Raw genomic sequence first — 13,778 nt, 5'->3', positions numbered from 1 at the left:
TGAGATCTATTGCTGCAAAGGGGAACAACGTGAAGCTACACGGTCTGGGCTACATTGGCCTCACCGCACCCGACCCTGGGTCCTTGCTGTCGTTCTGGACGGACATCGTCGGAATGATGCCGGCGCGAGCGCTTCCCGGCGAGGACCGCGGGAACCCGATCGATCCGGGCTCAGGTCCGGTGAGCGGCGGGTCAGGCATGGCTGCCGACGGGTCGATCTATCTGAAGATGGATGATTACCAGTGGCGAATTGCTGTCCACCCTGGCGAGCAACCTGGGCTGGCCTACCTTGGCTTCGAGGTTCAGGACGATATCGCGCTCACCGAGGCGATGGCGGAAGTTGCTAGCGCAGGTGTCCAAATCACCCGTGGGACACCGGTCGACGCAAGTGCGCGCGGCGTCGTCGGACTCGCCTGGTGCACCGACCCTTACGGGAACCGAGTCGAGCTGTTCTATGGCCCGGTTCACGACCGTAATTTCGTGTCACCGACGCAGACCGAGTTCAAGACAGGTGAGCTCGGTTTGGGGCACGCCCTGATGTTCGTTGACAACGCTGAGTCGGGTCTTCGGTTCTACATGGGCGTCTTGGGCTTCAAACGCTCGGACTTCATCACGGTCGGTCCGGGTCTGGCCGGCCATTTCCTGCGCTGCACCCCGCGGCACCACTCGGTCGCCCTCATGAACATCGGCCCGGTAAATATGTTGAACCATGTCATGGTCGAGGTCGTCTCCCTCGATCAGGTCGGCGCGGCACTCGACCGGGCCAGCGACGCAGGGATAACCATCACGAGGAGCCTCGGCCGCCACCTCAACGACGAGACGGTGTCGTTCTACATGCAGAGCCCGGCCGGGTTTGAGGTGGAGGTCGGCTGGGACGCCGTCATCGTCGATGATGCCACCTGGTGCGATCACGAAGCTGCCGGCAACGAGATCTGGGGGCATAAGTTGCAGGCGGTTACGGGCATCGAAACGCTGTCCCGGTCGCAGCCGTAATAACCGTGCACGGGGTGCCAGGGGGTTACCCGATCAGCGCTCATGCTATACGATTGTTCAACAATTCCGAGAGGCGGCCGCCGCGATGGACAAGCATGTGAACCCCGATTCTCGGCCGCTGCATGGGATTCGGGACCGCCAGCGCATCCACGCCGTCCCGCCCGAAGCCTGACTCGTGTCGCTCCGCGGACATCAGTCGCAGCGAACCGGTCAATCACATATCCACGTAGGAGGTGCGCCACATGACACGCAGGTTCGACTTCCCGGTTTTCGATGCGGACAACCACTTCTACGAAACGACGGACTCGTTCACTCGTTACCTTCCTGACCGCTACCGCGGTGCGATCGACTACGTCCAGGTGCGGGGCCGGACCAAGATCGCGGTGAAGGGGTTGATCAGTGAGTACATGCCCAACCCCACCTTCGACGTGGTGGCCAGACCCGGCGCGCAGGAGGACTATTTCCGCAACGGAAATCCGGAGGGCAAGTCGTACCGCGAGCTCATGGGCGAGCCGATGCGGTCGATCCCGGCCTTCCGCGAGCCCGGTCCCCGACTCGAGCTCATGGACCAGCAGGGCGTGGATCGAACCTTGCTGTTCCCGACTGGTGCCAGCCTGCTCGAGGAGCGGTTGCGGGATGACCCCGAGCTCACCCACGTCGTCATCCACTCCCTCAATCAGTGGATCCACGAGACCTGGTCGTTCAACTACTCCGACCGGATCTTCGCGACGCCGGTCATCACTTTGCCGATTGTGGACAAGGCGATCGAAGAGCTGCAGTGGGTGGCCGAACGCGGCGCGAAGGTCATCCTGATCCGCCCGGCGCCGGTGCCGGGCTTCCGCGGTTCGCGATCGTTCGCCCTGCCGGAGTTTGATCCGTTCTGGCAGGCGGTCGTTGATACCGGCGTCCTCGTCACGTTCCATGCGTCGGACAGTGGTTACTCGCGCTACCAAGGCGATTGGACCGGCCCCAGCGAGTATCTGTTCAACCGCTTGGACCCATTCATGATGATGTCCATGGGCAAGCGTGCCGCGGAAGACTCGGCGGCCGCACTGACCTGTCACGGTGTGCTCAGCCGGTTCCCGCAACTGCGGGTGGCGTTCATCGAGAACGGCGGCGACTGGGTAGCGCCCTTCCTGGAGCACCTGGAGGACACGTATCGGAAGATGCCGCAGGGCTTCGACGAGGACCCGGTGCAGGCTTTCCGTCGCAACGTCTATGTCGCCCCGTTCTATGAGGACAAGCACGTGGACGGATTGATCGACGCGGTGGGTGCCGACCATGTGCTGTTCGGCTCCGACTATCCGCACCCGGAGGGCATAGCCGAGCCCTGCAGCTTTGTCGACTACCTGCCACCGGACCTGCCCCAGGAGCAGGTGGCTGCGATCATGGGCGGCAACCTCGAGCGGATCATGCGGATCGCCAGCCCGGTCTGACGTCGCGTGGCGGTCCGGCGTTGAGCATGAGCCACGTAGGAGGAAGGAAACGAGATGCGGTTCGAGCACGTGGAGTTCGAGGTCGATGGACAGGTCGGAATCATTACGCTCGACCGGCCGGAGGCAGCGAACGCCCAAAGCCAGAAGGTCCTAATGGAACTCGACCAGGCATGGGAGATGGCTGAGGGGAACCGTGACGTTAAGGTGATCGTGTTGCGGTCGACGGGGAAGCATTTCTCTGCCGGTCACGACATGGCCTCGACGGAGTCCAACACGCTCGACTGGGAGATTCCGCTCCCGGATGCGCTGTATGACTGGGAGACTCGCCACTATCTCCACTACGCGAAGCGGTGGCGCGACGTGCCAAAGCCGTCGATCGCGGCCGTGCAGGGCAAGTGCATCGCGGCGGGGCTGATGCTGTGCTGGCCGTGCGACCTGATTGTCGCCGCCGACAACGCCCAGTTCTCCGATCCTGTCCTGTACATGGGTCTCTGCGGGGTGGAGTACCACGCCCACACGTGGGAGTTCGGCGCACGCAAGGCGAAGGAGATGCTCTTCACCGGTGACGCGCTGACCGCGAGCGAGGCTCAGCAGTTGGGCATGGTGAACAAGGTGGTGCCGCTTGAGGACTTGCATTCGGCGACAATGGCACTCGCCAACCGGATCGCCCGCCAGGACGCGTTCAGCTTGCGAATGGCCAAGCGTGCCGTGAACCGGACCCTCGACATCCAGGGGTTCAGTTCCGCGCTGGAAGCCGTCTTCGATATGCACCACTTCGGCCACACCCGCGCTTCGGTGGTCACCGGTGGCATGCCGTCGATCGCGGGACTGGATGCGATGAAAGGCCGCAACCAGGAGGCTTGATCACTTGTGACCGGCAAATGGCGCTCAACCATTCGCCCGCCCGCGATTGGATTTCCCTCGTGAGGACCCGGGAAGCGGTGCACGGTAGGCGATTTCATACCGATCGCTCGGCCGCACCCAGCACGGTTTTGACGTCTGAGGCTGTATCAGTGATCAGCATGTCACCCACATGGCCGACGACTGTCACAGAGCAAACATCTGTTCAATTCGACATCTAATCCGACTCGGTCCGCGATTCGCGGTCGCCTTGTCTGGATTTCGAACTGGTCGTGCGAGTAGAGGAATCAATCCGGCGTTGACTCCGCCTTGTCGAGCTTGCTATACAGTAGTATAGCATCGAAATCCCCGGCGAAGGTTCGCCGAGGCGGGCCTGACGGAAGGAAGCATGTGCATCACTTCGCCACCTGACGCATGGGTATCGGTTTGGCCTACAGGTGGATCGTGTTGTTGTGCCGTCCGCATGCCGTGGTGCCGTTGGCGAAGCGGGCGGACCGTCTTGGGGCAGCTCGTCCCCCTCGCCCGTTCGCACGGTCGACGGCCCGTCCGGCGCATAGTCCCCCAACCGCAGTCAACTCCCGGCGGGAGGTTGCGCTGACATGCTCATCTCATTCGGTGCGCGAGGGCCGTTGCGGCACTATTGGTTCGCGGTCGCTCAGTCCACCGACATTCAAGACAAGGCGATCGCGGTTGAGGTCCTTCGGGAGCAAATTGTGCTCTGGCGGGGCCCGAGCGGGAAGGTGATCGCTGCACCAAACAAGTGCACTCATCAGGCGGGGCAGCTGCATTTGGGACGAGTCATAGGTGGGCGCTTGGTGTGCCCGTCCCATGGATGGACCTTCGGTGATGAAGGTCGCTGCGTGCGCATCCCGAGGCGTCCCGAAATCCCAGAGGACGCCCACCTAGTGGACTTCAGTTGCGAAGAGCGCTGCGGCCTGGTCTGGGTGTGTCTCGGAACGCCGAGCACCGGGATCCCGATGGAGCCTGCAGATAGCGATCCAGCCTTTCGCAGGGCCACCAGTTCCCTCGGGACGTGGAAGGCGCCCGCACCACGCATCATTGAGGCTCTCCTCAAAAAGCCCGACGGACAAGGCGCGTGCAGCTTTGACATCCCCTTCACCTATCGCCGTTCGACACATTCTGGCGACGGCTATCAGCGGGTGCAGCTGCTAACGTGCGCGCCGGTGGATGCCACGACGTCCGTCGTTTCGCTGCTGGTCTGGAGTAATGACTCCACCTCGTCCGATGAGGCGCCAGCCACCGAGGACACGGCGGGCATCGCCCTGAAGGAGGAGGTCGAAGCCGTGCCCGGTATGTTCGAACTCGACGAGACCCCACTGGATGACGGGGAGGTTACCCCGCTAACAGCGTGGCGGCGGGCGCTGTTCACAGCGGCTTCGGTCACTGTCTGAACCACCGGCGCCGCACGGCTATTCGGTGGCCGGCGAGTTGCTGTACGTCGGGGGCCGCAGCCCGTCTATGACCACGGCAGCGGCGACGTGTCTCATCGGGAGCTATAGGGGCGCTCGACGGTCGCTGCGAGTCCGGCTATGTGGAGGCTGAGTTCGCCTGACCGCATTTAGTTTTGGAATGAGGGCGGGGCGTGCATGGGCGGAGAACGGGCTCTTGTGCTTTACGGGTGTATGGGGTGTAATTCTGGGGATGGTGGTAGGTGGTTGGAGGTGGGATCGATGACGATGCCGTATGACGGTCGGGGTCGGGTGGCTCCGGTGTATGAGCCGGGGGCGTTGTCTGCCGAGGAGTTTGAGGCTCAGTTTGTTGAGGTGTTGGTGTCGGAGGTGTTGGCCAGTGGTACGCCGGTGGGGCTGCCGGAGGGGTTGACGCCGGCGGCGGCGCGGCGCTATCACGGGACGTTTTTGAAGTATCTGTCGTTTTTTGCCTGGAAGTTTCCGTCGTGGTTGATGTCGGTGGCGTCGTTGTGCCCGTATCAGGATGTGCGCAAGGAGATCATCAACGATTGTGTTGATGAGGAGGTGGGTGATCCCGACGCTGATGGCCGGTGTCATATCGATCTGCTTTATGACGAGGCCGAGGAGTGTGGGGTGTCGCGGCAGGAGATTGTGGACACGCTGCCCACGCCGGGGATTGTGACTGCGATTCAGGCGTGGGAGAACCTGACTCGCACGTTGGGGTGGTTGCCGGGGTTCGCCGCGATTGGTGGGTTGGAGATTTTGCAGTCTGAACCGGCGGTGGCGCGCGGCGGCGGTTGACCGGTGAGGTGGCCACTGAGCAGTTCAGCAAGGAAATGGGTGGGCAGGCGTTTCACGAAAAGCTGGGTCTGCCCGATGGGTCGTTGAAGTTCTTGGCGTTGCATGCCTATAAGGATGTGTTCCACGGGGGTGGGGAGTTGGCGATGATCGTCAAGTACGCCAACACTCGCCAGTTGCAGCAGGAGTGTCTGTGGGCCGCGCGGACCTCGATGCAGATCAGCTCGGTGTATTGGCGCGACATGGTGCGCTTGGCCACCGAAGCGGCCCACGAACTCGTCTCGGCCTAGACGTCTTTGGGCATGTCGATGATCAACCTCGACACGATCGATTTGACCGATTACGAGCTCTACCGGCACGGCTTCCCGCACGAGGTGTTCACCGCGCTGCGAAAAACCGCGCCGGTGTGGCATCACCCCGACACCGCGGGCACCCAACGACTCGGCGTGCCACCGTTTTGGGTGCTCTCCCGCCACGCCGAAGTATGGGCAGTAGGACGCGACGCCACCGAGTGGCGTGACGACGGAGACGAGTAAACGGAGGAGAGATGGCCACTGACGCCAAAAAAGCGCTGCCGATCCCCGAGCCGGTCGTCAATCTGTTCGATGGCCAACTGCGTGTCGGGTTCATGTCGACCATTCGGCCCGACGGGCACGCGGCTATCGTTCCGATCGGTGTCATGATCCACGACGGTCTCCTGCGGATCAGCAGTCGAGCAGACACCGCCAAGATCAGAAATCTCCTGGGCAATCCCAATATCAGCGTGTGTGTGACCGACCCGGAAGATCCGACCCGCTATGTGACAATCCGTGGGAAGGCAGAGCTTGCCGACGACGTTGACCGCGCGTTCGTCAATTGGATGGCCCGCACGCACATGGGCGTCGATGAATACCCTTATGAGCCTGCCGATGTCGCACGCGTCGTCATTACTGTTCACCCCGAGCGGTTCTCGATGCCGAAGGTCCATGGCAGCAACAGATGACGGCGCCCGGCCCGGTGACGCCAAGCCCCGCAGTCGGGGTTTCCTCGCCTGATCGTCATCGAGTCATCTAACGTCACTGAACACTGGGCAGACCAGTGGTCAAGAGCATGCCAAGGCTGAATTGATCAGCGCTCAAGACGTTTCTGTGGGCTGGGTTGCCGGTTCTGCAACGCAGTTTGGCCGTCCCGCGCCGGAATCACCGTGTTCATCGACCCCCTCCGATTAGGCCGGGATCGGCCCCAGCTGGCGGCTTGTGCATTACGGTTGTATGGGGTGTAATTCGTGACGGTTGTAGCCGGCAAGCAGGTCGTACAGCAAGGTTGCCGCCGAAGAAGCTTGCGCCTTTCACAAGACAAATCGATTCGAAAGAGATAGTGGGGAACCATCAGTGGCCGTTGAACTCCTCAAGCCCGCCCTGGACGTGGGTATCGTCACCACGAATACCGACAAGATGCTCGCTTTCTACCGCGACGTGCTCGGGTTCGGCGCGGAGGAACCGATCTCGTTTCCCGGGTTCGGCACGGTACATCGGCTGGTCGTGGGTGAGAGCATCCTTCGGTTGTTCGAGCCCGCGAATGCGCCGTCGGCGAGCGCGATCAATGATTCGATGTACGCCGCTACCGGGATTCGCTACCTGACGCTGGTCATGCGCAATTTGAACGACGTGATCGCTGCCTGCCGGGAGTTCGGTGTCAACGTCAGTGCGGAACCGCGTGAGATCCGGCCGGGTGTCGTAGCGACAACGATCCAGGACCCCGACGGTAATTGGCTGGAAATGCAGGGCCGGCGATAAGTCCCGAGACTGACGGGCTGCTCCACTGGGACCGCACGATTCGCCGTGTTCCCGAGCGCACTTCTGCTTTCCTGTGATGGTGATGGTCTCGCCGTGCCAATCGAGCATGCCGAACCCGGTAGCGCGTTGTTCGAGAAGCCGCGAGCCCTAGATAACCTCAAGCGCCTCAGAGTGGTGCCCGTATCCGCGGCTATCGGCGCAAGGGCCTGCCCCTGAGCGTATTTCGTCTCCCCGAGTGGCGATGTGCTAGTTGCCAATTCCTCTGGCAGCAGCGAAGCGAACTCGGGCCGGTCCGCGACGATCGCAGCAGCACTGAGAGCCGCCCGGCGACCTCGCGTCCCCGGGTGGTGCGCGGGGCGAGGATTGCCCAGAGGGCGTTGGCAATTCCGGTCCGGGCACCGAGCTGATCCGCGAGTCATGCGGCGCCGCAAAGTAGCTCGCGCTGAGCGGCGGGATCTGCTTGGCGAGCAAGGCGATACGAAGCGCCCTCGTCATATGAGGCTCAGGATGGTGACGGCGCCGGTTCCTCGAGTAAGGGAATATTGACCCCTTTGTGGCCCCACGGCTCGCCGCCGGCGGCCTCGCGGTCACACCACGCGTCGTCGACCAACAGGCCGTCGAAGCCGACCTCCACCTCGAACCCGGCGGGACTGCGCATGTAGAACGAAACCATTTGGTCGTTCATGTGGCGGCCCAGCGTTTTTGTGATCGCTGCCCCCGCATCCATTGCCCGGTCCAACGCGGCGCCCACCGCGTCAAGAGACGTTGTTTCGACCATGAGGTGGTGCATCGCGTCGAACGGTCCCATGTGCGCGAGGCCGATCGAGTGATGCCGAGCGGTACACCGCAGGAAGTGCAGCGATCTTCCGGGGCCCGCCAGGATGAAGTCCGAGCGCTGGAAGCCGAGGGCGTCGCGGTAGAAGGCAAGGCTGGCATCGATGTCGGCGACGAAGAGGAGCGCGTGACCGAGCCCCAGTCGGCCCGTGAGGAACTCGACGCCGTGCGGTGACACAAAATTGCGGTCGTGGACCGGGCTGTGATACAGCTCGACCCGGTTGCCGGACGGGTCGGTACACCACGCAAGGCCTGCTACACCGCGGCTGGCCGCCTCGGCGGCCGTACCCGGGTTGATCGATGTTCCGGATGCCGCGATGGCCGCCGTCGCCTCAGCGAGGGCCGGCTCATCGGCGACCTGGAAGCCCAGGTAAGCGATGCCGGCCGCGTCGCCCGGATGGATGGCGATGCGCCATTGGTGATCGTCCATCTTCAGATAGACCGAACCATCGGGCGCGACGCCGCGGCCACCGCTCGTCGGGCCCGACCCCGCGACGCCGGGGATCGCGAAGGTCTCGCCCGGGAGTAGCCGCGCGGGCATCATGCCCAGCACCTCCGTGCCGAAGTGAAGCCAGGCGGCCGGGTCCGGCGCCGTGAAACCGATGTATCCGAGTCCGTGCAGTTTCACCTGTCCTCCCACTCAACGCGGCGTCAGACGAACCGGTAGCTGCCGGAGCGAGACCGTGATGGGGTTCTCGGCGCCTTGCACGCTGTACTCCGGCTCGCCAAGCAGTCCGACCTCGGTCACGCGCGCGGTGAGTTCGTCGAACATCACTTGGATCTCCCGCTTCGCGAGATTCGCACCGAGGCAGTAATGGGCGCCGCCACCTCCGAACCCAACGTGGGGGTTGCGCTCCCGGCTGATGTCGAAGGCGAACGGATCGGCGAACACCGCCGCGTCGCGGTTGGCCGACGCGTACCACAAGCTGACCGCGTCACCCGCTTCGATGCAGGCATCGCCGACGACGACGTCCTCCACCGCGGTGCGGCGGAAATACGAAACGGGTGACGACCAGCGACAGATCTCTTCGACCGCGGTAGGCAGCACGGACGGGTCGATGCGCATGCGTTCGAACTGGTCGGGATGCTCGAGCAGGGCCAGCAGGCCGGATGCGATCGCGTTGCGAGTGGTCTCGCTCCCCGCGAAGACCAGCACGATGAAAAATAGGTCGAGTTCGAACTCGCTGAGCTCCGTGCGACTGCCGTCCGGTTGGTCGATCTCCGCCGTCGTCAGCTTGGTCCAGACGTCGTCTGCGGGTGCGCGACGCTTTGCCGAGCCAAGCTCGTGAGCGTAGCCGAACATCTCCCGCAAGATGTCCGCGCGCTCGTCGGGCGTCAGGAACGACTGCGGATCGCTGGCCTGAAGCAGGACGTTCACCTTGCCGAAGAGCCACTCCCGGTCGCTGCGGGGAATCCCGACAATGTCGGCGATCATGTGCAGCGGGAGTTGGTATGCCACTTCGTTGACGAAGTCGCAGTCGCCCCGCTCCAGGGCGTGGTCGATGATGGTGCCCGCCCATTGCCTCGCTTGGTCCTCGAGTTTGGCGGTCATCCGCGGCGTAAAGCCCTTGCTGATCAGCGTGCGCAGCCGGGTGTGTTCCGGGGGGTCCATCGACACCAGCCTCAGGCCCTGCTGGTTGGGTGGGTCGCCGGGCAGAGACGGTCCCTCGAGGGAGCGGAAGCGGGCGTGATCACGGCTTATCGCCACGACGTCCGCGTGCCTGGAGACCACCCAGAACGGTCGATCGATCCGGGTAGTGCCGGGCATCGCGGGATGGCGCCACACCGGCGCCTCGGCGCGCAGGAGCGTGAAGACCTCGTGCGGGAAGCCGCGGCGGAAGAGTTCATGATCGGTGAGGTTGATCTGCTCGAGCCGAGTTACGCCCGCTCCGACGGTCATGGACGCAAGGTACACCGTGCCCCCGGCCAAAGTGAAGTTAATTAGGAAAACTCCCGAGGTATAGTTCCGACCCATGACGTCCGTCCCGACATCGGCTGATGGACAGCCGCTAGGTCAACGTGGAATTCGTACGCGCCAACGGATCCTCGAGGCCGTCGCCGGCGCCATCGAGCAGCAGGGCCTGCGCGGCCTGCGGCTGGCGGACGTAGCGGACGAGGTTGGAATCTCGCCGCCCGCCTTCTACCAGTACTTCAACGATCTCGACGAGGCGATCCTCGCGCTGTGCGAAGAAATTGGGGGCTTCCTGCCGGAGTTCTCGTTCGAGGATGAAGGCCTGACCAACGGCGACGGCCACGCTGAAAGTACCCGAAGCTTCATCGCCCGCTACTTCGAGTATTGGGAGGCTCACCGTGCGGTCCTGTGGGCCCGCAACGTTGCGGTGACTTCGGGCGACGAGCGCTTTCAAAAAGTACGCGCCGAGGCGTTCACTCCGATGATTGCCGCCCTCGAGTCGTTCATCCAGAAGGGACAACGCGAGGGCCGCATCGATCCGGCGATCAGCCACGTGAGCCTTGGCGCTGCGCTCACGATGATGCTCGACCGTACCTGCATGGTCGAGCCCGAACTCCGCGCGTGGGGAACTGGCTCACCGGCCGACCTCGTGGACGCGCTGGCATATGTCTTCGATCGCGCGCTCGGCGTAGGTACCCAAGGGACGCCCCGTGACGAGCGTGCTCCTGCGGGTGAGCTTGCGCGCCGCTGGCGGCGCAACGCCCCCTGGCGGCGCACGACGCGCTGATTCCGCCCGACTACTCGCCGAGCCCGCGCAGGCCACACCACACCGGCGCAGAAGAGTGAGCTTGCGCTGACCAGCTAGCCGGATCCGTGAACCTTGGGCATCGACACACGTTCGGCCCGCACGGTGATGGTGGTTCTGGTCGCGCCCGGTGGGTCGTAGGGGTATTTGTCCACACCCATGTACTGGCGGGCGAAGGAGTCGATGTACGCGCGATTAGCGTCGTCGGCGAGCTCCGCCACCCCGCGGATCTCCACGTAGCGGCGGGGGTTGTCGGGATCGGGAACGCAAACGGTGATTCGCTGGTCTCGTTCGAGGTTGCGGACCTTCTGACGGTCCGAGAGCGTACTGATCTTCAGCACATCGCCCTCGCGCACGACCCCGACTGGCACGACAGACATGCGCCCGTCCGGCCGCATCGTCGAGATGTAGCCGATCCGCAACCCCGTCAGGAGTTCCTGTGCGGGCTCGGGGATCGGGATTTCATTGTCAGAGCTCACGCCCGGTCCGTTCCCCTCGCGCAGCGGCTTTGTCCCTCGTTCCGAGTGGTGGGAGGTCCGACGTTCAACTGACCAGGGCGGGCTGTGGCTTATAAACCGTTCCGGCGGCTTCAGCCGCTAGTCGACGCACCTCGTGCGCCTGCAGCGTGTAAATCTTGAAGGAGTTGCTAACCGCCCAGATCGCCTCCCGCTGCAGGGCTGGTGTGTGCGCGTACTTCACGAGCATCGCCAGTTCACCACCGCCGTGGAACCGGTCCTTGTAGGAGTGCAGGGCGAAGAATTTGAGCGAGCCCTCGGGCATGCCCAACCGCTCATGGAACGTGACGCCGCCCAGGTCCTTCGCGGCCTTGGCCATTGCCTCTTTGCCGATTATCCGCTCACGGGCCTTCAACGCCGGCTCGGACATCGCGATCTCCAGTCCAGCGATGGCGGCGTACCCGGGCAGCCAGCCGAGGGTTCTGGTCATGTTCTCCCACGCGTGAATGCAGGCCATAATGGTCGGGGTCGGCTCGGCCGTGAAGATCTCTTCGCGGCTGACGCCACACAGCTCCGCCTCGTCGTAGAGCAGGTCGATGTGGCACTGGCCGTCGGCGTCAGTGTCACCGACCTCCTCGTCGACGCAGTCGTTGATGATCTCCCTGCGCACATCCTGGTAGGGGCAGAGCGACGCGACCGACATCAGCCAGCTGGGGAACTTCCACGCGAAGAAGGACATGTACTTCAGGTATGTGCCGTGGTACAGCCGGGCGGCCGGGGCGTCGAGCTCCTTCGGTATGGCCGACGAGATCCCTGACTCCACCAGGGTACGAACTAAGGCCTCGCAGAAGGCCGCTTCGAATTCCTGCGGCGACAGGGCGCCCGGCTCGTAGACAGGAGTGGGGCGACTGCGGCCATCCCAGGGCGTTGTCATCTCGGACTCCATTCGGTAGTTTAATTTAAGTTTTTTCAGTTCTTACTACGCTGAGGGTTCAGGGATGTCAAGGACCGCGCCCGTCGGTCAGGCCTGCGACGCCCGCCCCTCAGCGCCAACGAGAACCCAGGACCGCCCAGTCAGACGGGAGTATTCGGGCACATAGCAACTACGTGACTCAGCCCCCAGGCCATGTTGAGCGAGTCCGTCCCAGGACGGTAACGACGCGTGCCGAAATCGCCTCCGCGGGCCGCCCGCGCTGGCCATCCGCATCGAGGAGTGACTGTGGCAAACACCCCGACCGCAACAACCGATGCGGCCTCTGACGTCCCGGAATATCCGATGGCCCGGCAGGCCGGTTGCCCCTTTGCCCTGCCTCCGGGCGTGCTGGCGCTCGCCGAGTCGAAACCACTCAGCAGGGTCCGTATCTGGGACGGCAGCACGCCGTGGCTCATCACCGGTTACGAAGAGGTGCGGACGCTGTTCTCCGATTCTCGCGTCAGTGTCGACGACCGGCACCCCGGATTCCCGCATTGGAACGAGGGCATGTCGTTGATGGCCGGCAAGCGCCCGCGCTCAGTCTTCACCTCAGACGGCGAAGATCACACCCGGTTCCGGCGGATGTTGTCGAAGCCGTTCACCTTCAAGCGGGTGGAAGGGCTGCGGCCGGCGATCCAGCAGATCACCGACGAACACATCGACGCGATGCTCGCCGGACCACAGCCGGGCGACATAGTCACCGCACTGGCGCTGCCGATCCCGTCCCTGGTAATCAGCCAACTGCTGGGTGTGCCATACGAGGACGCCGAATTCTTCCAGCAGCACGCCAACGTCGGCGTCGCCCGGTACGCGACAGGCGAGGACGTCGTCGAGGGGATCACCCGTCTGAGGGAGTACCTCGCGAACCTGGTCGAGGCCAAGATGGAGAACCCCGCCGAGGACGCGGTGTCGGACCTGGCCGAACGGGTCAAGGTCGGTGAGCTCAGTGTTCCGGAAGCTGCCGCCCTGGCTACCGGTCTGCTGATCGCCGGCCACGAGACCACCGGGAACATGATCGGGCTTGGCACGCTGGCGTTACTGCAACAGCCCGAGCAGTTGGCCGTGCTGCGTGCCACCGACGACCCAAAGGTCATTGCGAACGCCGTGGAAGAGCTGCTGCGCTACCTGTCGATCATCCAAAACGGTCAGCGCCGGGTCGCGGTCGAGGACATCGAGATCGCCGGTGAGGTCATCCGCGCCGGTGAGGGCATCATCATCGACCTGGCACCGGCCAACTGGGATGCCGACGTTTTCGACGAACCGGGTCGGCTGGACGTGTACCGTTCGACCGCGGGCCAGCACGTCGGATTCGGCTACGGCAGGCATCAATGTGTGGGCCAGCAGCTTGCCCGCGCCGAGCTGCAGATCTTGTTCCCAACACTCTTCCGCCGTATCCCGACACTGAGATTGGCCCGACCGATCGAGGAGATCCCCTTCAAGCACGACCGGCTCGCATACGGCGTTTATGAATTGCCAGTGAATTGGTGAATGCCTATGCCGCGAGGCG

15 protein-coding genes are annotated in these 13,778 nt (G+C 63.6%); 11 read left to right on the top strand and 4 right to left on the bottom strand.

Annotated features, from left to right (window positions below):
• Positions 1–29 precede the first annotated feature (29 nt).
• The 9 genes from KXD96_RS25830 to KXD96_RS25790 all read left to right on the top strand — a co-directional run bounded on the left by KXD96_RS25830 (position 30) and on the right by KXD96_RS25790 (position 7,292).
• Positions 30–992: a VOC family protein gene (locus KXD96_RS25830; RefSeq protein WP_260741603.1), complete on the top strand. Its 963-nt coding sequence runs from the start codon at positions 30–32 to the stop codon at positions 990–992.
• A gap of 242 nt (positions 993–1,234) precedes the next feature.
• Entirely contained in the window at positions 1,235–2,428 is a 1,194-nt protein-coding gene (locus KXD96_RS25825) for an amidohydrolase family protein (RefSeq protein ID WP_260741600.1), read from the top strand.
• Between the two features lie 54 nt (positions 2,429–2,482).
• Complete coding sequence (locus KXD96_RS25820) at positions 2,483–3,292, top strand: enoyl-CoA hydratase (protein ID WP_260741597.1); 810 nt, start codon at positions 2,483–2,485, stop codon at positions 3,290–3,292.
• Positions 3,293–3,888: 596 nt separating this feature from the next.
• Positions 3,889–4,701 carry a Rieske (2Fe-2S) protein gene (locus KXD96_RS25815; RefSeq protein ID WP_260741593.1) on the top strand — a complete coding sequence of 271 codons (813 nt, stop codon included), beginning with the start codon at positions 3,889–3,891 and terminating at the stop codon, positions 4,699–4,701.
• A gap of 279 nt (positions 4,702–4,980) precedes the next feature.
• Positions 4,981–5,520 carry an iron-containing redox enzyme family protein gene (locus KXD96_RS25810; RefSeq protein ID WP_260741590.1) on the top strand — a complete coding sequence of 180 codons (540 nt, stop codon included), beginning with the start codon at positions 4,981–4,983 and terminating at the stop codon, positions 5,518–5,520.
• An 8-nt stretch (positions 5,521–5,528) separates the two neighbouring features.
• On the top strand, positions 5,529–5,807 hold the full coding sequence (locus KXD96_RS25805) for an iron-containing redox enzyme family protein (RefSeq protein ID WP_260741587.1): 279 nt from the start codon (positions 5,529–5,531) through the stop codon (positions 5,805–5,807).
• Positions 5,808–5,819: 12 nt separating this feature from the next.
• Entirely contained in the window at positions 5,820–6,053 is a 234-nt protein-coding gene (locus tag KXD96_RS25800) for a hypothetical protein (protein ID WP_260741586.1), read from the top strand.
• 11 nt (positions 6,054–6,064) lie between these two features.
• Entirely contained in the window at positions 6,065–6,499 is a 435-nt protein-coding gene (locus KXD96_RS25795) for a TIGR03618 family F420-dependent PPOX class oxidoreductase (RefSeq protein WP_260741585.1), read from the top strand.
• A 388-nt stretch (positions 6,500–6,887) separates the two neighbouring features.
• Positions 6,888–7,292, top strand: coding sequence for a VOC family protein (locus KXD96_RS25790; protein ID WP_260741584.1), 405 nt, complete (start codon positions 6,888–6,890; stop codon positions 7,290–7,292).
• A gap of 502 nt (positions 7,293–7,794) precedes the next feature.
• Here KXD96_RS25790 and KXD96_RS25785 read toward each other — a convergent pair.
• Both KXD96_RS25785 and KXD96_RS25780 read right to left on the bottom strand, forming a co-directional pair.
• Positions 7,795–8,754 (bottom strand): VOC family protein, encoded by a 960-nt coding sequence (locus KXD96_RS25785; RefSeq protein WP_260741582.1) that lies wholly within the window; start codon positions 8,752–8,754, stop codon positions 7,795–7,797.
• 12 nt (positions 8,755–8,766) lie between these two features.
• A complete protein-coding gene (locus KXD96_RS25780; RefSeq protein ID WP_260741581.1) occupies positions 8,767–10,026 on the bottom strand; it encodes a cytochrome P450 in 1,260 nt (419 codons plus the stop codon).
• A gap of 73 nt (positions 10,027–10,099) precedes the next feature.
• Between KXD96_RS25780 and KXD96_RS25775 the strand changes: the two genes are divergently transcribed.
• A complete protein-coding gene (locus tag KXD96_RS25775; protein WP_260741579.1) occupies positions 10,100–10,825 on the top strand; it encodes a TetR/AcrR family transcriptional regulator in 726 nt (241 codons plus the stop codon).
• 74 nt (positions 10,826–10,899) lie between these two features.
• Here KXD96_RS25775 and KXD96_RS25770 read toward each other — a convergent pair whose 3' ends face one another.
• Positions 10,900–11,322 carry a PPOX class F420-dependent oxidoreductase gene (locus KXD96_RS25770; protein ID WP_260741577.1) on the bottom strand — a complete coding sequence of 141 codons (423 nt, stop codon included), beginning with the start codon at positions 11,320–11,322 and terminating at the stop codon, positions 10,900–10,902.
• Between the two features lie 64 nt (positions 11,323–11,386).
• Positions 11,387–12,232: an iron-containing redox enzyme family protein gene (locus KXD96_RS25765; protein WP_260741573.1), complete on the bottom strand. Its 846-nt coding sequence runs from the start codon at positions 12,230–12,232 to the stop codon at positions 11,387–11,389.
• A gap of 342 nt (positions 12,233–12,574) precedes the next feature.
• Between KXD96_RS25765 and KXD96_RS25760 the strand changes: the two genes are divergently transcribed.
• A complete protein-coding gene (locus tag KXD96_RS25760; RefSeq protein ID WP_396878910.1) occupies positions 12,575–13,759 on the top strand; it encodes a cytochrome P450 in 1,185 nt (394 codons plus the stop codon).
• The last annotated feature ends 19 nt before the right edge of the window (positions 13,760–13,778 follow it).

Origin of the sequence: Mycobacterium sp. SMC-2 (assembly GCF_025263485.1) — a bacterium.
Classification (GTDB): Bacteria; Actinomycetota; Actinomycetes; order Mycobacteriales; family Mycobacteriaceae; genus Mycobacterium.
This window is presented reverse-complemented; position numbering and strand designations above follow the sequence as displayed.

Excerpts from the sequence above, each read along its gene's own strand:
- KXD96_RS25825 (WP_260741600.1), top strand. The coding sequence starts at position 1,235 with ATGACACGCAGGTTCGACTTCCCGGTTTTCGATGCGGACAACCACTTC.
- KXD96_RS25820 (WP_260741597.1), top strand. The coding sequence starts at position 2,483 with ATGCGGTTCGAGCACGTGGAGTTCGAGGTCGATGGACAGGTCGGAATC.
- KXD96_RS25815 (WP_260741593.1), top strand. The coding sequence starts at position 3,889 with ATGCTCATCTCATTCGGTGCGCGAGGGCCGTTGCGGCACTATTGGTTC.
- KXD96_RS25810 (WP_260741590.1), top strand. The coding sequence starts at position 4,981 with ATGACGATGCCGTATGACGGTCGGGGTCGGGTGGCTCCGGTGTATGAG.
- KXD96_RS25800 (WP_260741586.1), top strand. The coding sequence starts at position 5,820 with ATGTCGATGATCAACCTCGACACGATCGATTTGACCGATTACGAGCTC.
- KXD96_RS25795 (WP_260741585.1), top strand. The coding sequence starts at position 6,065 with ATGGCCACTGACGCCAAAAAAGCGCTGCCGATCCCCGAGCCGGTCGTC.
- KXD96_RS25780 (WP_260741581.1), bottom strand. The coding sequence starts at position 10,026 with ATGACCGTCGGAGCGGGCGTAACTCGGCTCGAGCAGATCAACCTCACC.
- KXD96_RS25775 (WP_260741579.1), top strand. The coding sequence starts at position 10,100 with ATGACGTCCGTCCCGACATCGGCTGATGGACAGCCGCTAGGTCAACGT.
- KXD96_RS25765 (WP_260741573.1), bottom strand. The coding sequence starts at position 12,232 with ATGACAACGCCCTGGGATGGCCGCAGTCGCCCCACTCCTGTCTACGAG.
- KXD96_RS25760 (WP_396878910.1), top strand. The coding sequence starts at position 12,575 with ATGGCCCGGCAGGCCGGTTGCCCCTTTGCCCTGCCTCCGGGCGTGCTG.